16 protein-coding genes are annotated in these 18,677 nt (G+C 46.9%); 6 read left to right on the top strand and 10 right to left on the bottom strand.

Going from position 1 to position 18,677, the window contains the following annotated elements:
• Positions 1 to 2: 2 nt before the first annotated feature.
• Positions 3 to 656 carry a hypothetical protein gene (locus tag QVE43_RS08380; protein WP_288006032.1) on the bottom strand — a complete coding sequence of 218 codons (654 nt, stop codon included), beginning with the start codon at positions 654 to 656 and terminating at the stop codon, positions 3 to 5.
• Positions 657 to 871: 215 nt separating this feature from the next.
• On the opposite strand from QVE43_RS08380, the gene smc reads away from it, so the two are divergent.
• Complete coding sequence (smc, locus tag QVE43_RS08375; protein ID WP_288006029.1) at positions 872 to 4,393, top strand: chromosome segregation protein SMC; 3,522 nt, start codon at positions 872 to 874, stop codon at positions 4,391 to 4,393.
• Between the two features lie 41 nt (positions 4,394 to 4,434).
• Here smc and QVE43_RS08370 read toward each other — a convergent pair whose 3' ends face one another.
• Complete coding sequence (locus tag QVE43_RS08370; protein WP_288006026.1) at positions 4,435 to 5,031, bottom strand: hypothetical protein; 597 nt, start codon at positions 5,029 to 5,031, stop codon at positions 4,435 to 4,437.
• Between the two features lie 278 nt (positions 5,032 to 5,309).
• On the opposite strand from QVE43_RS08370, the gene QVE43_RS08365 reads away from it, so the two are divergent.
• A complete protein-coding gene (locus tag QVE43_RS08365) occupies positions 5,310 to 6,044 on the top strand; it encodes a glycosyltransferase family 2 protein (RefSeq protein WP_038031781.1) in 735 nt (244 codons plus the stop codon).
• A 3-nt stretch (positions 6,045 to 6,047) separates the two neighbouring features.
• On the opposite strand, the gene QVE43_RS08360 is transcribed toward QVE43_RS08365, so the two are convergent.
• Positions 6,048 to 6,785, bottom strand: a complete 738-nt coding sequence (locus QVE43_RS08360) for a metallophosphoesterase family protein (protein ID WP_051633288.1) — start codon at positions 6,783 to 6,785, stop codon at positions 6,048 to 6,050.
• A gap of 94 nt (positions 6,786 to 6,879) precedes the next feature.
• Here QVE43_RS08360 and QVE43_RS08355 point away from each other — a divergent pair, with 94 nt between their 5' ends.
• Genes QVE43_RS08355 through QVE43_RS08345 form a run of 3 tightly spaced genes read left to right on the top strand, consistent with a single transcriptional unit; the run spans position 6,880 to position 10,974 of the window.
• Positions 6,880 to 8,094 carry a pyridoxal phosphate-dependent aminotransferase gene (locus QVE43_RS08355; protein ID WP_288006019.1) on the top strand — a complete coding sequence of 405 codons (1,215 nt, stop codon included), beginning with the start codon at positions 6,880 to 6,882 and terminating at the stop codon, positions 8,092 to 8,094.
• A gap of 30 nt (positions 8,095 to 8,124) precedes the next feature.
• Entirely contained in the window at positions 8,125 to 9,138 is a 1,014-nt protein-coding gene (locus QVE43_RS08350) for a bifunctional heptose 7-phosphate kinase/heptose 1-phosphate adenyltransferase (RefSeq protein ID WP_288006016.1), read from the top strand.
• 21 nt (positions 9,139 to 9,159) lie between these two features.
• A complete protein-coding gene (locus tag QVE43_RS08345) occupies positions 9,160 to 10,974 on the top strand; it encodes a TrkH family potassium uptake protein (protein WP_288006014.1) in 1,815 nt (604 codons plus the stop codon).
• Between the two features lie 60 nt (positions 10,975 to 11,034).
• Here the strand turns inward: QVE43_RS08345 and QVE43_RS08340 are convergent, their stop codons facing one another.
• The 3 genes from QVE43_RS08340 to hemA form a co-directional block, all read right to left on the bottom strand.
• A complete protein-coding gene (locus QVE43_RS08340) occupies positions 11,035 to 12,015 on the bottom strand; it encodes a hypothetical protein (RefSeq protein WP_288006011.1) in 981 nt (326 codons plus the stop codon).
• A 300-nt stretch (positions 12,016 to 12,315) separates the two neighbouring features.
• Positions 12,316 to 12,834: a gamma carbonic anhydrase family protein gene (locus QVE43_RS08335; protein ID WP_288006008.1), complete on the bottom strand. Its 519-nt coding sequence runs from the start codon at positions 12,832 to 12,834 to the stop codon at positions 12,316 to 12,318.
• A 9-nt stretch (positions 12,835 to 12,843) separates the two neighbouring features.
• The gene (gene hemA / locus QVE43_RS08330) at positions 12,844 to 14,103 is read right to left on the bottom strand and encodes a glutamyl-tRNA reductase (protein ID WP_288006005.1); all 1,260 of its coding nucleotides are present in this window, start codon (positions 14,101 to 14,103) and stop codon (positions 12,844 to 12,846) included.
• Positions 14,104 to 14,216: 113 nt separating this feature from the next.
• Here hemA and QVE43_RS08325 point away from each other — a divergent pair, with 113 nt between their 5' ends.
• Positions 14,217 to 15,506: a PAS domain-containing sensor histidine kinase gene (locus tag QVE43_RS08325; RefSeq protein ID WP_288006003.1), complete on the top strand. Its 1,290-nt coding sequence runs from the start codon at positions 14,217 to 14,219 to the stop codon at positions 15,504 to 15,506.
• A 1-nt stretch (position 15,507) separates the two neighbouring features.
• Here the strand turns inward: QVE43_RS08325 and QVE43_RS08320 are convergent, their stop codons facing one another.
• The 4 genes from QVE43_RS08320 to QVE43_RS08305 form a co-directional block, all read right to left on the bottom strand.
• Positions 15,508 to 16,257 (bottom strand): iron-sulfur cluster repair di-iron protein, encoded by a 750-nt coding sequence (locus QVE43_RS08320; RefSeq protein ID WP_288006001.1) that lies wholly within the window; start codon positions 16,255 to 16,257, stop codon positions 15,508 to 15,510.
• A 101-nt stretch (positions 16,258 to 16,358) separates the two neighbouring features.
• On the bottom strand, positions 16,359 to 16,862 hold the full coding sequence (locus QVE43_RS08315) for an NADH-quinone oxidoreductase subunit J (protein ID WP_288005998.1): 504 nt from the start codon (positions 16,860 to 16,862) through the stop codon (positions 16,359 to 16,361).
• Entirely contained in the window at positions 16,859 to 17,953 is a 1,095-nt protein-coding gene (locus QVE43_RS08310) for a 4Fe-4S binding protein (protein ID WP_288005995.1), read from the bottom strand. Before QVE43_RS08310 ends, QVE43_RS08315 begins: the two co-directional genes overlap by 4 nt.
• Entirely contained in the window at positions 17,954 to 18,667 is a 714-nt protein-coding gene (locus QVE43_RS08305; RefSeq protein WP_288005992.1) for a DUF4292 domain-containing protein, read from the bottom strand.
• Positions 18,668 to 18,677: the final 10 nt, after the last annotated feature.

Below are 18,677 nucleotides of genomic sequence, written 5' to 3'. Positions count from 1 at the left end.
GCTTAAAAATACTTGCGGTTGAGTATTTCAGAAGCAATGAAAGCTTCTTTAAGGCGTTTTTTGTCCTTCAACTTGCTTGCATAGGCATTTCGTTGCTGTTTTTTTACTTGGTAGCCGGGCAAATGATCTTCTTGTACTTTTAAAAGACGCTTTCTCTGCTTTGTTTCCTCCTTTATTTTTTTTGTTTGAAAAACTTTGTCAAGTAGTTCACTTTCGTCTTCAAATGTTTCACTTTCGTCTTTATCCACACTTTCCTCTTTATCAGATACTACTCCATACTTTTCTCTTAGCATCTTATCCATTTTTAGTGATTCCGTAAATTCCTCTATTTCTTCGATTTCTAACGAATCCTCTATTTCTTTTACATTTATATACTTTCTTTCGGATTCATCCATGTATTTAAGCATTTCCTCTGTTAATTCTTTTTTGCTTTTTTGCTTGTCTTTTAAACTCGCCTTTTCCGAACTCTTTGCTTTATCATCCGAGCTCTTTGCTTTACCTCTCGAAAGGAGGCTGAATAAAAGTAAGTTCGAAAAAAAAGATGTGACAACAGCCGCCCTCGTCGATAAGCCGAAAGCTTTCAAAACATATACCCCAATAAGGAAGAAAATAATGAAACCGACATTCATAGTAAAACTATATTGATGGTGTTTCATAAAGTTACTAAATAAAATGCGTACAGAACAAACGGAATGCTTATTCTTTCATAAAAAACAAAATAGCCGTCCTTAGCTTTAATTTCCGTGCTTATGCGCCGCAAACATTCCACTTTTTGAAGCAATAGTCGCAGAAGGTTGCACTCTTTTGCAAAACAAGCGCATGAAATCTCATAATGTCGTAACTTTGAAGGAAGTGTAAAGAAAATGGTAGCATGCAGTTAACGCGTTTAGAAATCAAGGGATTCAAAAGCTTTGGCGACAAAGTAACCATTCACTTTGGCGAAGGTGTAACCGGTATCGTAGGACAAAACGGATGCGGAAAGTCCAATATCGTAGACGCCATTCGTTGGGTGCTGGGCGAGCAAAAGACCCGTGCGCTACGTTCCGACAAAATGGAAAATATCATTTTCAACGGTACCAAAAAACGCAAGCCGCTGCAAATGGCAGAGGTGTCGCTTACTTTTCAAAACACCAAAAACCTCTTGCCTACCGAATATACCGAGGTGACGGTCACACGCCGTTTGTACCGCAGCGGCGAAAGCGAATATTTGCTCAATGGCGTGCCCTGCCGTCTGAAAGACATCACCAACCTGTTTATGGACACGGGCATTGGTCCCGATAGCTACGCCATCATTGAGTTGAAAATGGTGGATGAAATACTCAACGACAAAGAAAACTCGCGCCGCAACCTGTTCGAAGAAGCGGCCGGTATTTCCAAATTCAAGGTGCGCAAAAAAGAAACCCTGCGCAAGCTGGACGACACACAGCAAAACTTGGACCGGGTCGAAGACCTGCTGTTTGAAATTGAAAAAAACCTGAAATCGCTTGAGCGCCAAGCCAAAAAAACCAAGCGTTACTACGAGCTAAAAGAAGAGTACAAACAAAAGAGCATTTTGCTGGCACAAAGCAAAACAGCGGCTCAAAGGGCACAACTTGCACAAATAGAAAAAGACATAGAGCAAGAGCAAGACAAGCTGCAAGCAATAGCCACGGCAACGGCCTCTTTCGAAGCCGAAATAGAAGAGCTTAAAACCAAGCTGCTGCAGCAGGAGCGCCTGTTGGCTTCGCGTCAAAAAGCCCTGAATGAGCACGTGGCAAACATACGGCAATATGAAAGCGAAAAAAAGCTGAAAGCCGAGCGTCTCAAGTTTTTACATGAAAAAATAAACACCCTCGAAGAACAAATTCATCAAGACCAAAGCCGTGAAGAAGAGCTCATTGCAGACCTCGAGCGCATTGCAAAAGAAAGGCGCCAAACCGAAGAACAACTCAAAAGCCTTAATGAGCAGTTCGAAACCGTAACTGCCGATTATGAGCAGGAAAAAGACAAAGTCGCCAAGTTTAAAGAGCAAATACGCGACTTGCAAAATCAGTTAAAGCAAAAAACCGAAGCCCTGCGCCTGCTGGAAAAGCAAATAGAAATTAAGCAAACGCAAATATCTTCCATCAAGCAGGCAATAGAGCGCCATTGGCAAAACAAACAAAACCAAGATGAAGACCTGGCAGAACTGCAGGAAGCCATTGCAGAAGCCAAAATAGCAAGAGAAGAAACCGAAGAAGAACTCAAACAAAAGGAAACAGAAGAGCAGCAGCATCGCGAGCAAGTGCATCAGCTGGAGCAGGAAATAGAAGAGCTGCGCGAGAGTCTGCGCGTGCATCACCGCGAGCGCGACGCCAAACACCACGAAGCCAAGTTGCTGCAGTCGCTCATCGACAACCTGGAAGGATACCCCGAGACCATCCGCTTTTTGCGTAAGTCGGGACAATGGCAGAGCAAAGCGCCCCTGCTGTCTGAAGTGGTGGCTTGTAGTGAAGAGTACAAGCTGGCCATTGAGCGCTACCTGGAACCTTGGTTAAGCTATTTTGTGGTGGAAGACCCTTCCGAAGCCGGCAGTGCCATTCGCCTGCTGGACGAGCAAAAGAAAGGCAAGGCTTCCTTTTTCCTGAAGAAAGGCGCTTTCCCCCCTACCCAAACGCTTACCTTCTATGGTAAGGGCGTGCCTGCCCGCGACGTCATAGAATGCGAAGAGCCTTACCGCCCCCTTTTGCAGGCACTCTTAGCCAATGTGTGGATTGTAGATGACATGCCCGAAGAATCACTGCCCGAAGGCATCACTCTCATTAGCCGCGACGGAAAACAAATGCGCTCAGCTTATGTGCTCTCGGGGGGCAGTGTCGGCAGCTTCGAAGGCAAGCGCATCGGCAAAGTGAAAGAGCTGCAAGCCCTGCAACAACAAATTGCCGCCATCGATAAAAAAATAGCCGATGAAGAAGCACGCCTGCAAGAAAAGCAGGAAGCACTGCGCGCACTGAAGCAGCTGAACTATCGCGAGCTGTTGCAACAGCTGCAACGCCGGCTGAATGCTGCCAACGAGCAGTACGTATCCTTGCGCACGCGTTACGAACAAAAACAACAGCTTTTGGCGCAGCAAGAAGCACAAAGCCATGAAATGGAAGAGCAACGCCAAATGCTTCAGGAAGAAATAGAAGAGCTGCAGCCCGACTACGAGCGCCTAAAGAAGGAGCAAGAAGCGCTAAACGCCCGCCTGCAGGCACTCGAAGAAGAGGAGCGCACACAGGCCGGCCGCTTTGCCCGGCTGAACGACCGCTACAATACGCTCAAGCTGCAGACTACCCAAATGCAAAGCCGCCTGGAAAGCCTTGTGCAGGAATACGACTTCCGGCATTCTTATGTGGAAACCCTGCGCAACCGCATGAAGAAAAACAGGGAAGAGCTGGCGCAAGTGCAACAAGAAGTGCTTCATTTTGAAAACGACAGCCAAGAAAAAGACGACCGCCTGGTAGAAATGTACGAAGAAAAAGAGCGCTTGGAAGCAGCCGTCAACGAAGCCGAGCGCGACTACTACAAACAGCGTGGCGAAACAGAAGAGCTGGAAAAGAAAATACGGGAGGCTGCACGGCAAAAAGAATTGCAGAACCACTTGATTCAAGAGCTGCAAAACCGCCGGAACGAACTGAAAATGACACTTCTATCGGCAAAAGAACGCGTGTCGGTAGAGTTCAATGTGGACTTGGAGCAGCTGGAACCCCCACAGGAAGCCCCGGATGTGCAAGCCCTTGAGCAAGAAGTAAGCACACTGAAACAAAAACTCGACGGCTTTGGCGCCATTAACCCCATGGCCATGGAGGCTTATCAAGAAATGAAAGAACGCTATGATTTCATTCAAGGGCAGCGCCAAGACCTGCTCGAAGCCAAACAAAGCTTGCTGGATACCATAGACGAAGCCGACCGCGTAGCACGTGAAAACTTCTTGGCTACCTTCGAGCAAATACGGCTCAATTTCCAAAAGGTCTTTCGTTCGCTTTTTACCGAAGAAGATACCTGCGACCTTGTATTGACCGACCCGGAAAACCCCTTGGAATCACCCATTGAAATTATTGCCAAACCTAAAGGCAAACGCCCCTTAACCATCAATCAGCTGTCGGGGGGCGAAAAAACCCTTACGGCTACTTCTTTGCTCTTTGCCATTTATCTGATCAAACCGGCCCCCTTCTGTATTTTCGATGAGGTAGATGCCCCACTCGATGATGCCAACATAGACAAGTTTACCAACATCATCCGGGAGTTTTCAAAAGAATCGCAGTTTATCATCGTTACCCACAACAAACGCACCATGGCCGCCACCGACGTCATGTATGGCGTTACCATGCTGCCCGAAGACCCCGGCGTGTCGAAGCTGGTAGCCGTCGATATGCGCGAAATGACGGCTTGAGGCAAAACAAAAAAGGCGCCCCCGCGAGGGGGACGCCCCACCTATTGCCAACAAACGAGTGCCGGGTCAAGTGCAATTTTTTTTGCCTTACCGCGGGCACCGGCTATGATGTAATGCGTTGCTACGTGATTATCTGTAATCTCTTCAAAGGTTGCTTTTATACGCGAAATTTTTTCGTGAATCGAATTACTCAATGGGTTACACAATTCTGCCACACTTTCTTTTGCCTTTTTCAGGTCGTCGTGCCGGCATACTTGTAAGTAAATGTCCCACAATTCCGCTTGGTAACGACTCATCTCTTTTAACACAATCCCTTCGGGATGTCGCAGAAACAGCAAATAAAGCGCTTTACACAATGGATTCAAGGAGACAAATACTTTGTAATCGACCAATTCAAGAGCATAGTCATGGTTTGTGTGAATAACCAACCGGCTGAGTTGTACCGGACAATGGTGCAGGGCTTGTTTGATTTCGTAAATGGTTTGTGCCCCTAAGGCTTGTGCCAATAAATGCAGCTGACCTGCGCGTTGCAGCGCTCTGATTTGAGCCGCTGTCTGTTCTACGAGAAGATGATGGATGTTTGTGAATGTTGTTGCTGTTTTGGGTTCTAAACCTGAAGGAAGATATTGCCAATACACAAATGCCTACTTCCTCGCCTCCGGATGGACGAGTTCCGCAAAGCATACGCCAGCCCGGGGCATGGCTCTACAAAAACAGGGGGGAAACTAATACAGGGTATTAGAAGGCTCTTTGTGTTTTGGTTGTGAACAGCATTCCTATATACACCAGAATTGAAAAAAAGGTTTCAAAAAAAGCGAAAAAAATCAAGACAATTGCCATGAAGGCTGCCTTGTGCAGCAAGCTTGAAAACTCTATCTTTGTACGCTTCATTGCTTTGCCTAATAAAAACACGATCATGCAGTTACCGGTAGTTCGAAAACTCTCTATTGTGATTCCCGCCTACAACGAAGGCAAAACCATTCACTACATTTTGGATCGCATCAAGTCGGTACAGTTAATTCAGAATATTGAAAAAGAAGTGATTATTGTAAACGATTGCTCTACCGACGACACCGAAGAAGCCGTGCAGCGCTACATAAGCAACAACCCCGATTTAAATATTCAATACTACAAACACGAAAAGAACCAAGGCAAGGGGGCTGCTTTGCATACCGGCATTGCCAAAGCTACCGGCGACTACGTGGTGATTCAAGATGCCGACTTGGAGTATGACCCCCACGAATACAATATTTTGCTACAGCCCGTTGTTGATGGGCATGCCGATGTGGTTTATGGTTCGCGCTTCATGGGGGGCAATCCGCATCGTATTTTGTTTTTTTGGCACACCATAGGCAACAAGTTCCTGACATTCCTGTCCAATATGTTCACCAATTTGAACCTAACGGACATGGAAACTTGCTACAAGCTTTTCCGGCGCGATATTATTCAAAACATACGCCTAAAAGAAAAGCGCTTTGGTTTTGAGCCCGAAGTAACTGCCAAAGTAGCGCGTGTGCCGGGTGTGCGTATCTATGAGGTGGGGATCTCTTATTATGGCAGAACCTATGAAGAAGGCAAAAAAATCAACTGGAAAGATGGCTTCCGCGCCATTTACTGCATTTTGAAGTACAATATCTGGGATAGAAAATAAACCTTAGCGGCTTCGAACGGCATCTACATTGGGCTGGACGGCAATGATTTTTTTCTTGTCTATGTCGTAACAAAGCAGGTTGCCTGCTTCGTGGTTGTCGTCTGCCACCACACAGCCGTTGTCTAAGTTGATAAAAGGGGCATCGTCTTCAATGGCTTCTTCTATTTGAAACAGAAGACGGGGTGTGTGCCCGTGTATAAGCTTTTTGCCACGCAGCCATTTTTCGGCACCACGGCTGTCGCGTGTCCACAGCAGTTTGTCGAAAGCAGTAAACGGGTTGCTTTCCCGGCAGTCCAATCCCCCATGTACCAGAATAGCCACGTCGGTTTCAATAAAAAAGGGCAAATGCAGCAAAAAATCGATAATATCCGGGTCTAAGCTGCCATCGGTCGAAAGCAAATCGGTGGCTTGATGAAACGACAAGTGTTCTTTCAGCTGTGCGGGGTTTTCGAAATACACTTCCAGCAGCATCTGTTCATGGTTGCCCCGCAGCGGGTATATCTCATACCCTTCCTTTTGCAGCTTCATAATAAACCGGAGGACAGCGCTGCTGTGTGGCCCGCGGTCGATGTAGTCGCCCAGCAAAAACAACTGATCGCGGGGCTCGAGTTGTACTCGCTGCAACAAAGTGCGTAACGAATGATAGCAGCCGTGAATGTCGGGAATCACCAGACGGCGCCCTTGGCCTTTAGGTACGCAATAGGCATAACACAACGCATAGGGGTAAGTGCAGCGATACATAAGTGTGGCAAAATGAAGAAGTTGAAAAAGTGTCTCTTTATTTACAAAGATACATTAGATTTGCATATCTTGAAACTCAAACAAAGCTTTGTTTATGAGTACTCTTTCTTTCGATAAAATACAAATTGCTGAGCGGGTAAGCCGCTTGTCGGAATCGGCCACTTTACAAATGGCTGCCAAAGCGCGTGAACTGGAGCGCCAAGGCGTTGAAGTCATTAAGTTGAGTTTGGGAGAGCCCGATTTCTATACCCCGGACCATATTAAAGAAGCTGCCAAAAAGGCTATAGACGACAATTTCTCTTTTTATACGCCGGTGCCTGCTTATTTGGAGCTGCGCGAAGCCATCGCTGAAAAGCTACGTAAAGAGAATGCCCTGCCTGCCAAAGCCGAGCAGGTGGTAGTTACCACCGGTGCCAAACAAGCTTTGATGAATGCAATTCTATGCTTGGTGAACCCCGGCGACGAGGTGGTGGTTTTTTCACCTTATTGGGTGAGTTACCTGGCAATGATTGAACTGGCGGAGGGCAAGCCCGTATTTCTTCAAGGCGACATCAACAATCAGTTCAAGGTGAGCCCCGCACAATTGAAGGCTGCCTTGACCGACAAAACCAAGGTGATTTTATATTCTTCGCCTTCGAACCCTACCGGCACCGTGTATTCAAAAGAAGAGTTGCGTGCCTTTGCCGATGTGTTGCAGGAATACCCCAACGTCGTTGTGATTTCCGATGAGATTTACGAGTACATCAACTTCACGGGCGAATACTTTAGCATAGGGGCTTTTGAGGATATGCACGACCGCGTGGTAACAGTCAACGGTTTTTCGAAAGGCTTTGCCATGACCGGCTGGCGTGTGGGTTATTTGCATGCCCCTGCTCCTATTGCCAAAGCTTGCATCAAGCTGCAAGGGCAGTTTACGTCGGCTACCTGCTCTATTGCACAAAAAGCGGCCTATGCCGCCATTACCGGCGACCGTGCCCCCATACAAGCCATGAAAGAGGCATTTCAACGCAGACGGGACTTGGTGCTGAACCTGCTCAAAGAGATTCCCGGCGTGGGTACCTATGTGCCACAAGGGGCATTTTATATTTTCCCCGACGTGAGCAGCTATTTTGGCAAATCTTACCGGGGGCAAACCATTGCCAATGCAGAAGATTTGTGTATGTATTTGCTCAATGAAGCGCATGTAGCTTTGGTTGCCGGCGATGCTTTTGGAGCACCCAACTGCATCCGCATTTCTTTTGCTGCATCCGACGAAGCACTTACCGAGGCACTCAAGCGAATAAAAGACAAGTTGGCACAGCTTCAGTAAAAGCCAAAGAAAGGAGAAGACGCAAAGGGAATGAATAAGCAAAAAGTAGAAGCACTGTTTGAGCGTTTTCGAGGCCTGCGCGTGCTGATTGTGGGCGATGTGATGATTGACTCTTATTTGTGGGGGCAAGCCACGCGCATCTCGCCCGAAGCGCCGGTGCCGGTAGTAAACGTAAAAAAAAGAGAGTGGCGTTTGGGGGGCGCTGCCAACGTAGCCTTGAATGTGAAAGCATTGGGGGCAGAAGCCATCTTGTGTGGTGTGTTGGGCAACGATGCCGAAGCCGCACGCTTTTTATCTTTGATGGAAGAAGAAGGGCTGAACACGAGCGGGCTTTTGCAGGTAGATGACCGCCCTACTACCATCAAGCACCGTATTATAGCCGGCAGCCAACAGCTGCTGCGCGTCGATGCAGAAGAAGACCGCCCTTTGAACGAAGTGCAAACCGGACAATTCCGGGCGCAGATAGCCCCCTTGCTCCGGCAAGCCGATGTCGTGATATTTGAAGACTATGACAAAGGATGCCTGACCCCGGAGCTGATACAATGGGTGGTAAGCGAAGCGCACAAGCGGGGCATCAAGGTAACGGTGGACCCTAAAAAACGCAATTTTTTTGCTTACACAGCGGTCGATTTGTTTAAGCCCAATCTCAAAGAATTGAAAGAGGCAATGTTGGCAGAGGTAGAGCCGTTGTCTCCTGCTTTTAAAGAAGTGGTAGCTCAATTGCGGCAGCGCTTGCAGGCTACTCATTTGATGACCACCCTTTCGGAGAAAGGTGTATATTGGCAATCGGCAGAGGGCGAGTGGCATGTGCCTGCTCATGTGCGCAGCATTGCCGACGTGTCGGGAGCCGGCGATACGGTCATTGCAGTGGCATCGCTTTGTTTGGCATTGGGCTTGCCCCCTTATCCTACGGCCGCCCTGGCAAACTTGGCCGGCGGCATCGTGTGTGAATACCCGGGCGTAGTGCCGGTGCCGCGCGCGCGTTTTATGGAAGAGGCAGCACGTCAGGCGGCTGTGTGGGAGCAAGTGGCGATTTCAAACTAACACCAAAAAGACCGGAATAAGATGAACCTTTGGAGTAGAGAGTTGGCAGAGCGCTTCCGCTCGTTTGTTTATGAGACAGCAGCCGATGCCAAGCTGATTATCCGTGCGCTTTCAATGGTAAATGCCCTGTTGGCTATCATCTTATTGGTCATAGCTTATGGTTTTTATTTGAGTGACATAGAAAAAGAGTTGGTGTTCGACTTCTTTGATATTGTCTTTGCGCTGTTTGTCATACTATACATTGCCAAGCTGATATATGCAGACAACTGGTGGCGCTTTGCCTGGCGGCATTGGTATGAAACAATTCTGGTTTTGTTTCTGCTTGTCAATGTGTTGTTGAATTTATTGCTGAATAAAAGACTGCTGGCAGAATTGGCACTTTTTTTAGAGTGGGAGAGTCCACGCGCTTTTTATGAGCTTATTTTGTCTTTCTATTTGCTTCTATGGCTTTTTTTGGAAATAGGGCGCAGCGGGCATTTTATTTCACGACTCAATGTCAAACCTTCCACACTTTTTTTATTGAGCTTTTTGCTGTTGATTGCCGTGGGCACCGGTTTGTTGATGCTGCCTACGTTCACAAAAGGACCGGACAGCATGCCTTTTCTTGATGCTTTGTTTACAGCCACCAGTGCTGCTTGCGTAACAGGGCTGATTGTGGTCGATACGGCTACCTATTTCACGCTCAAAGGGCAAGTTGTGATTCTCGTACTGATACAGTTTGGGGGTATCGGCATCGTTACATTTGCCACTTTCTTTGCTTTGTTTGCCCAAGAGCGCGTGGGAATACGCCATCAGTCGCTGCTTCGAGATATATTGAGCACCGAAAACCTGAAAAGCAGTGTGGTGCTGCTGCGTCAAATATTTACTTTCACTTTTTTGTTTGAAGGCTTAGGGGCTTTGTTTATTTTTTGGGCTTGGGGAAGCAGTGTTCCTTTTGAAAGCCTTTGGCAAAAGATTTTTTACTCGGTTTTTCATTCAGTGTCTGCCTTTTGTAACGCCGGTTTCAGTCTTTTTTCCAATGGCTTATATGAAGAGGGGGTTCGTTCGGCTTATGTGCTGCACCTGGTCATTGCTTTCATTATCATATTAGGGGGCATTGGCTTTGGCACCTGGAACGATTTCTCTATTAAACGGCTGCGCGAACGCTTGGAAAAGCCATGGAAAGACTGGCGTATCAGTACTAAAATTGTGGTTTATACTACCTTGTTTTTACTGCTGATTGGTACCGTTGTATTCTATGCTCTTGAACGCCATGCCCTGCTTCGTGACATGAACACCATGGAAGCCCTCATTGCTTCTTTCTTTCAATCGGTAACTACACGTACAGCAGGCTTCAACACCGTTGATTTAAGCCAAATGCGGGTGCCTACGGTTCTGATGTTCATAGGCTTGATGTTTATAGGGGCATCGCCTGCATCTACGGGCGGAGGAATAAAAACCACCACGATTACTGTGCTTTTCTTTGCCATGATCGACAGCATACGGGGCAAAAAAGACTTGGAACTTGGGCACCGCCGCATTGCCCCGGAGGTGATTTCAAAAGCTTATACCGTTTTCATTGTGGCGGTGGTTTATAACTTTTTGGCTATCTTCTTTCTGACCATCACCGAGCCGGAATTGCCGGTGCTCTCTCTTATTTTTGAACAAGTATCGGCATTTGCTACGGTAGGTTTAAGTTTGGGCATTACGCCGGAGTTATCGGCGGCCGGCAAGTGCATCATCATCCTGTCTATGTATCTGGGACGTGTGGGCACGCTCACCTTGGCGCTGGCTCTCAGCACGAAGGTAATCAGCACAAATTACGGCTACCCTACGGAGTATGTGATGGTGGGGTGATTGTGAAGAGAGTAAAAAAGCACTGCGCTCTTTTCATGCGGTGCTTTTTTATTTTTGTTGTCAACGCTTCATGGAAAGCAGCTGCATTTTCATTTGTATGAGTCTTCGTTCTATATAGGGAACCTGTTCCATTTCGTTTTCTATATGAAAGTTGAGTCTGCTAAAGTCGAACTGCAAGCTTACCTTGCGGCGTATCATCTCATCGATTTGTTCTTCGGTGGCTTCCGAGTTGGCGCGCAACGCTTTTTGCACAATCAACTTTTCAATGAGTAAAACGGCACACTCTGTGAGTGATTCACTTTGAGAAAGAGCTTGGTTTATCAGGTCAAGTGCTTCTGCATAGAGCCTTTTGAGTATCATTTGCTCTGCCGCTTCCACGTCGTTCAACTCTTTTTGTATGGAATCAAGCGAAGTGGTCCCGGGTTGTTCCTTTTCTTCTTCTTGTTTGCTTTCAATGGAAGTGCTTCTCTCCTGCCCCGTAGCTACTTTGCCATTCTTAGCATTGTGTGGGCTTGCCGGTGCCGGCTTGTGTTGCGATTGAATGCCGCCTTGGGCTTGAATAAGGTGCAGCGCTTCTTGAATCAACAGCTCTTCGGTAAAGGCATCTTCCTCGTCTTCTTTCTTATTGGCTATCTCTTCGAAAGCCAGCCTTTGCTCAATAATGGTAGCGCCGGGAGTTATGGCATGAGGTTGGGTCCGCTGTGTTGGCTCTTTTTCGGCATTTTTTTGAGTTTGAGCATATAAAGAATGATGATGCGGTTGAGTGTTTTCGCGCTGCAGGTGATGTACGATGTATTCTACCACCACTTCTTTCAAATCTTCGAATTGTTTGCGCAATTGGTTGTTTTGCCTGATAATCAGGGCATAATCGGAGCTGTTGGTGACCATATCGAGGCGTTGGAATATCAGCTCATAGAGTTCTTTGTTGCGCTCGGTAAGACTTTTGTTTTTCAAGTGCAGCCACATAATCCACAGGCTCATCACGATGACAACGGCTATCAATGCCGCGCCATAAATCAAGTGTATTTGTATGGTATCCATAGTTTATTCGTTTCTTGTGATTTTTTGAGCAAAAATCCAATATTTGAACTGAAAGTTCTTGATTTAAAGAGAGTTATTTTTGATTAAATACTAAACAAAGATAGCAAAGCTAATAATAAAAGCGAAAAAAAGTGCAAAAAATTCCAACTTACTTGTATTTAAGAAATGCTGCCTGCCGGCGCTTTTTGGCAAGACGGCTAAAAGGCAAAGCTGTTGAATAAGAGAAGGGGAGTACCGGTAGTAGAGATGCGAGACCACGCCACTATGGCAGTGTATGGATAGAATGATTACAGGAAGTCGTTATTCTTTTTCTTGCTGAAACCAGGAAGCATAGAGGGGGTAGTTGCCTGCAATGCGGGCAATTTCATCACTTTTATCGCCGGCCATTTTAATGAAGCGCGCAGGGTTGCCTGCCCATATGGTGCCGGCTTCTACGACGGTGCCGGCCAATACTACCGCACCGGCGCCAATGATGGAACCACTATGAATAACAGCACCGTCCATGATAATGGCACCCATGCCAATGAGCACGTTGTCGTGAATGGTGCACCCGTGAACAATGGCGTTATGCCCTATGGATACCCGGTTGCCTATGATGGTTTTGGTGCGCTCGTAGGTGCAATGGATGACGGCGCCATCTTGTATGTTGCAGTAGTCACCAATGCGAATGCTGTTTACATCGCCCCGTATCACGGCATTGAACCACACGCTGCAATGATTGCCCATGAGCACGTCGCCTACTATAGTGGCATTGGGGGCTATGAAACAACCTTCCCCCCAGCGGGGCGAGTGTCCTCGTACATCCATGACGAGCGCCATACAGTTGAACTATTTGACGGCTTGTTTTTCGAGGTTGAACAGGTCGTTGAGCACATCGACCAAGGTTTCTGCTTCGCCGCGTTTGCAGGCTGCCTTCAGCTGAAGCACCGGCAACTGTATGATTTTTTGAATCATGCTTTTGGTTACCCGCTCTACGGCAGCTCTTTCTTTTTCGTCGAGATGCTTCAGGTACTTGGCTATCTCTTTTTGCCGGATTTCTTCGAGTGCGTTTTTCAGTTTCTTGATGGTAGGCGATACTTCCATTTCCTTCGACCACTCTTCAAACTCGGCCAACCCTTCTTCCATGAGGGCACGCACTTGCGGAATGGCCTGCTTGCGTGTTTCAAGAGAGGCCTGCACCCGTTGGCTGATGTCGTCCACGTTGTAAACCACCATGCCGGGAATGTCTTCAACTTCTTTGGCCACACTGCGTGGAATGGCAAGGTCAATGAAGTATTTGAATGAAGCGATAGGAAGAGCCGCCACACGTTCTTTATTGAACAGGGGCTGTGCCATGCCTACCGATGAAATAATAATATCGGCTTTGTGCAGGAGTGCGTCGAGTTTGTCAAAAGGTTCAGCCCGGAAGCCGGTTTCTGCTGCCAGCGCCTCGGCTTTTTCGTAAGTCCGGTTGGTAATGATTACCTCGCCTACGGGTCTGCCTACCAAGTTTCGGCATACGTCGGCGCCTATTTCCCCTACCCCTACAACCAGCACCACAGGCTCGTGGATAGCAGTGCTGATTTCATCGGCAATTTCAACAGCCGCATAGGAAGTAGAAGCGGCGCCATCGCGGAAGGCCGTTTGCTGCACCACGCGTTTGTTTACAAAAAAGATGGTATGCATCAAACGGTGCAGAAAGGGACCCGCCATGTTCAGATCGGCTGCCCATTGATAAGCCCTTTTTACCTGGTTGATGATTTGAAGGTCGCCCAGGACCTGTGAATCCAGTCCCAAGCTCACCTCAAAGAGATGGCGAACAGCTTCGCGCTGATCGCCAAGATGCAAGAAATATTGCTTATCTTGGTCTATGGGATAACTCTTGAGCATGCCCAAAGCATAAAACAGCAAGGCTTCTTGCGGCTCCTCGGAAGAGTAGTATATTTCCGTACGGTTACAGGTAGAAAGCACCATTGCCTCTTGTATGCCTTGCTCCTGAAGCATTTGCAACAACTGCTTGGCTTCTGCTTCATTGAGCGCATAACGTTCGCGCACTTCTACGGGGGCTGTATGGTAAGTGAGGGTAAGTGCTTTGAAACCGTATAGCATTTTTCTAAGTTTTGATTATTGCAAAATTAGCGTTTAATTCACAATGGGATAAATGATTACAATCAACAAATTGAAATTTAGAAAGATTCTAAATAAGCAAGCCGCTTAACTTCATGATGGATATTTACAGACATAAGTCGGAGTTTAAGCTATTGGTTTTCGTGATAGCCCTTCTGATAGGTGGGGTGTCGCTTTATTATACCGACACCTTGGTGAAAAAACTGGTAGAGCGCGAAAAAGAGCAAATAGAGCTTTATGCCTCGGCTTTGCGCTTTACCTTGGACCCCGAAAACAATGAGCCTCTTACCTTTATTTTCGATGAAATTATCAAGTCCAACCAACATATCCCGGTGATTCTCACAGATCATGAAGGGAACATAATCACGTACAAGAACATAGATATACCGCCGGGAGTTTCACCGGAGCGAAAAGAGCGGATTTTGCAGCGAGAACTGGAGATCATGAAACAAGAGCACTCGCCCATTATTGTGGAGTATGAAGTAGGTGCCCCCACTCACAATAAGATTTATTACCGCAACTCCGATTTGATTTATCAACTGCGTTGGTATCCTTATGCGCAGTTGAGTGTGATTGCTATCTTTGGCTTTCTCACCTACTTGGCTTTTTCGTATTCGCGAAAGGCAGAGCAAAACCGCATATGGGTGGGCTTGGCAAAAGAAACGGCGCATCAGCTGGGGACGCCCATCTCTTCTTTGATGGCTTGGGTGGAGCTGCTCAAACACGATGATCAGTTTAAAGGGCACGAAGTGTTGGGCGAGTTGGAAAAAGACATTAAACGATTGCAAATCATTACCGAGCGCTTTTCAAATATAGGCTCAAAGCCTATCTTCAAGCCGGAGAACCCTTATGAGGTGGTGAAAGAAATCATTGATTATTTGCGTCCGCGCATATCACCGAAGGTGGAAATGGAGGTCATCAATTACACCTTGAAGGATACACGCGTATTGATGAACAGGCATCTGTTTCAGTGGGTGATTGAAAACCTTTGCAAGAATGCAGTGGATGCCATGAACGGCGTGGGAAAAATAGAAATCAAATTAAAAGTAACTGCCAATCACAAAAAGACGATTATAGACGTAAGCGATACGGGAAAAGGCATTCCCAAGTCGAAATTCAAAAAAATATTTACGCCCGGCTATACTACCAAGAAACGCGGATGGGGTTTGGGGCTTACCTTGGCCAAGCGCATTGTGGAGAATTATCACAAGGGGCGCATTTTTGTGAAAGCATCCGAGATAGACAAAGGCACCAAATTCCGTATCATATTGCCCAACCAGCAGACGGAGGGTATAGAAGATTACGAGCTTATCAATAAGAAAAATCCTTTGCGCAAGATTGTCGAAGCTTGGGAAAACAACACCTCTTTGAGCGAGAAGGATTAAATCAATTGGGCGGAAACAGATGCACCAGAAAGCTGCGTCTTATTTCCTGCTCTAAGCGTAGAGCCTTGGGAAACAGTATTTCGTTTTCAATTTGGGCGTGCAAATGCAACTCTTTGTCAAAATCGGAAAGGGCTGACAACACAACAACCAGGTTGGTAGGCGCATCGGCAGGGATGTGGTAGTTGTGGGTCAGGCGCCGGATGCCGCGCATTTCGTCATCGTGGGTTTCGTGGTCAAGCGCAAAACTTCCTATATGCGTTTCTTGCATTTTGAAAATGAGCCCGGCAGAGGGCTTTTTTTCTTTTTTGGCTTGTGTGAGTAGCTCTATGTAATGAAAAAAGTGGTCCTCTTCCTCATGAATATGAAGAATAAACTCTTCGCTGAATAAAGGAAAAAGCACCTTTAAATCTTCTATCAGGTCTTTGTGTGCAGGCGACACCGGCAATGCTTCGATAAGCTCTGCCATAAAAGGCAGACGCTCGCGAACAAACAAGCGGTGTGCATGCCGTAGAAAATCCAGCAAAAACTCAATACTGCACGATTGGGCTTCTTTTAAAGAAAGATTACGGAACAGCCTGTGGTAGTCTGCAAAAAATGAAGATATGTGCTGCTCATTCCATGCATAGCGGCGGCAGAGCTCTGCCACTGTGGTGTGTGGGTGTTCAAAAAAACGAATGCCCAAATGGCGCAATGCCATGGCATAAACGTAATTGTTTCGAACCAGTTGCTCTATGGTAGTGTGGAGCAGCATGCTTTTTTATACAAGAAGTGATGATAATGACGAAGAATGCAAAAGCTAATTTAATAAAAAAACACCAAACTGTAGCTGCTTGTGTGCAGAAAATGAGCGATTTAGTCCGTATCTGTTTGTGTTTGTGCTTTTTTCGTCCAGTAGAGAGCCCCAATAAGGGCAATGGTAAGCAGCAAGCCGGCAATCTCAAATGCCACTAAGTGTTTGGTCATGAGCCCGGCACTAAGTTCGTAAAGCGAAGGTGCTTCGGTCGTTTGCCGGGGAAGCGACAGCTGCATGATGCCATAAAACAACACACACAGCAGAGAAAGGCTCAACAGCCAGCCTGCTAAAACATTTCGGTTATGGATGCGTGGTGGCCCACCTTGGGTATGGCGTTGGGTCAGCAAAACGGCAAAAAGCAATACAATCAACAGCCCGCCAATATAAACGATGAGTTGCGCTACGGCTATGAGTTCGGCTATCAGCAGGGCATAAAGGGCTGCCACACCAAGCAAACAAGCCAAAAGAGCAAAGATGACACGCACCAAGTGCTTGCTGAAGGCGGCATAGGCAGCACTGCCTATCATCACGGCACCAAAAATATAAGGAAGCCAATTGTTCATGTGTCTGAATCTTTTTTAGGCGGTATTTTAGGTTTAATAACCGGCTTTATTTTCTTGCTTTTTGCTGCTTGTTCTTCTGTTGAGTCTGTTTTGTCAACAGGTTTTATTTTGGGCTTTATTAGCGGTTTGGCTGCCTTCTTTTTAGGCTCATCCGGCTTTACTTCCTGATTTTTGCCGGGAAGGGAATCGCTTGTTTCGTCTGCTTGCGATGGCTTTATTTTGGGTTTAATAACCGGTTTGCTCATTTTCGGCTTCGGGGCATCCTGCTTCGGGGACAGGTCATTACCGTCTGTGCCCGTTTCGCTCGTTTTTACCACCGGCTTTATTTTGGGCTTGGGCTGTTGCAGGCTTTCGTGACTTGTTTCTGCCGAAGTCTTTTCCGTTTTCTTTATTTTGGGTTTAAACACAGGCTTGGCAGATGGTTCTTTTTCTTCTTTTTCCTCTTCCGTTTCGGTGGCTTTTTTTGTTTTGGGTTTAAACGCAGGTTTGGCTTTAGCCGCCTGTGCGCTCTGTTTTTCGTCCGGTGCCTTGGGCTTGGGTTGTGCTTGCTTCTCGGCTTGATATTGTGCCCAAAGCGCCTGCTTTTCTGCAATTTCTTCTTTGCTCAAATTGCCAAATAAATAAAGCAGGTCATACACCTCGGCTTCGGTGTAGTCGAAGGTTTTGCTCATTGTCAGGCACTCGGTGGGGCAAACCGTGGTGCACAGCCCACAATAGCAGCACTTGGCCATGTCGATATTGAACTTGGCGGCATACAGCCTTTTGACGGTGCCATCGCTGGTGGTGCCTATGGGCTCGGGCGATTTGATGGCTTCTATCTCTATGCAGTCAACCGGGCATATTTTGGCGCACTTGTCGCATACAATGCAGTCGTCGATTTCATTGTGCAAGCGGTAGCGCCCGTTGTCAGGCACAGGTATTTGCTCGTGTGGGTATTGCAGGGTAACCCGCCCGCGGGTGTATTGAAAATAATCGGGATGCCAAATGGGCAGTGCAGGGCGCCGCTCTTTGGCTTGAATCAAGTGCCGAAGGGTGAGTTGCAGGCCTTTCAGCAGGCTGCGAAGGGTGGTAACTATATTGTGCCAAAACATTTAATTGGTCTTTTGGTAAGTGCCGGGCACTTTAAAAGGAAAACGCAGCGGTTCGTTGCTCAGTTCTATTTTTTGATACTCTACTTCAGCCTTGATGCGCTGCTTTTCGCCACTTTGTTTGTCCCGGTAGTGTAATTGCGCTTTGATGTGGTAAGGAAACAAAATGCCATCTACAAGGGTGTAGTGCTGGTAAACAATTTCCATCAGACTGCCACTGCGGGTATCTTTGATAAGCAAGCGGTTGAGCTTGCGTGTGGCGGTGCTCATGTAATTCTGTATTTCAATGCCATTGATTTGTTGTGTGATGACATACTCGTCGTCGTTAAGCATGGTTTGGTTTTTAGAAAACTGCTTTACGGGCATCTCGCCCACCAGCAGGTCTTGTACCAAGTGAAAAGACAAGGGAAAACTGAAGCGCTCGCTCAGTTCTTGAAAGGCAAACTCTTGATAGCTTTGTTGGTCGCGGTTGATAACCCAGATGCTGTCGGGGTTGGCTTGCACTCTTAGCACCTCAATGCCCATGGAACTGCCTATGGAAAGCCATATCAGCGAGTCTTGTTGCATGCGTATGGCTGTTTTTGCTTTGGCATTTTGTGAAGGAAGCGTGAAATCCAAATTTGCTTTGGCACTAAGGTATTGAAAATGGGTGCTGCTCACCAGCAGGCTGTCGCTGAGATCTACTTTGGAAAAGGTGCGCTTTTTACAAGAAAACAAAAAGCAAGAG

The organism is Thermonema sp. (genome assembly GCF_026003375.1).
Taxonomy (GTDB): Bacteria; Bacteroidota; Bacteroidia; order Cytophagales; family Thermonemataceae; genus Thermonema; species Thermonema rossianum.
This window is presented reverse-complemented; position numbering and strand designations above follow the sequence as displayed.

What these genes read in the sequence shown, in the direction of transcription:
- QVE43_RS08380 (WP_288006032.1), bottom strand. Translation starts at nt 656, where the DNA reads ATGAAACACCATCAATATAGTTTTACTATGAATGTCGGTTTCATTATT.
- smc (WP_288006029.1), top strand. Translation starts at nt 872, where the DNA reads ATGCAGTTAACGCGTTTAGAAATCAAGGGATTCAAAAGCTTTGGCGAC.
- QVE43_RS08365 (WP_038031781.1), top strand. Translation starts at nt 5,310, where the DNA reads ATGCAGTTACCGGTAGTTCGAAAACTCTCTATTGTGATTCCCGCCTAC.
- QVE43_RS08360 (WP_051633288.1), bottom strand. Translation starts at nt 6,785, where the DNA reads ATGTATCGCTGCACTTACCCCTATGCGTTGTGTTATGCCTATTGCGTA.
- QVE43_RS08355 (WP_288006019.1), top strand. Translation starts at nt 6,880, where the DNA reads ATGAGTACTCTTTCTTTCGATAAAATACAAATTGCTGAGCGGGTAAGC.
- QVE43_RS08350 (WP_288006016.1), top strand. Translation starts at nt 8,125, where the DNA reads ATGAATAAGCAAAAAGTAGAAGCACTGTTTGAGCGTTTTCGAGGCCTG.
- QVE43_RS08345 (WP_288006014.1), top strand. Translation starts at nt 9,160, where the DNA reads ATGAACCTTTGGAGTAGAGAGTTGGCAGAGCGCTTCCGCTCGTTTGTT.
- QVE43_RS08340 (WP_288006011.1), bottom strand. Translation starts at nt 12,015, where the DNA reads ATGGATACCATACAAATACACTTGATTTATGGCGCGGCATTGATAGCC.
- QVE43_RS08335 (WP_288006008.1), bottom strand. Translation starts at nt 12,834, where the DNA reads ATGGCGCTCGTCATGGATGTACGAGGACACTCGCCCCGCTGGGGGGAA.
- hemA (WP_288006005.1), bottom strand. Translation starts at nt 14,103, where the DNA reads ATGCTATACGGTTTCAAAGCACTTACCCTCACTTACCATACAGCCCCC.
- QVE43_RS08325 (WP_288006003.1), top strand. Translation starts at nt 14,217, where the DNA reads ATGATGGATATTTACAGACATAAGTCGGAGTTTAAGCTATTGGTTTTC.
- QVE43_RS08320 (WP_288006001.1), bottom strand. Translation starts at nt 16,257, where the DNA reads ATGCTGCTCCACACTACCATAGAGCAACTGGTTCGAAACAATTACGTT.
- QVE43_RS08315 (WP_288005998.1), bottom strand. Translation starts at nt 16,862, where the DNA reads ATGAACAATTGGCTTCCTTATATTTTTGGTGCCGTGATGATAGGCAGT.
- QVE43_RS08310 (WP_288005995.1), bottom strand. Translation starts at nt 17,953, where the DNA reads ATGTTTTGGCACAATATAGTTACCACCCTTCGCAGCCTGCTGAAAGGC.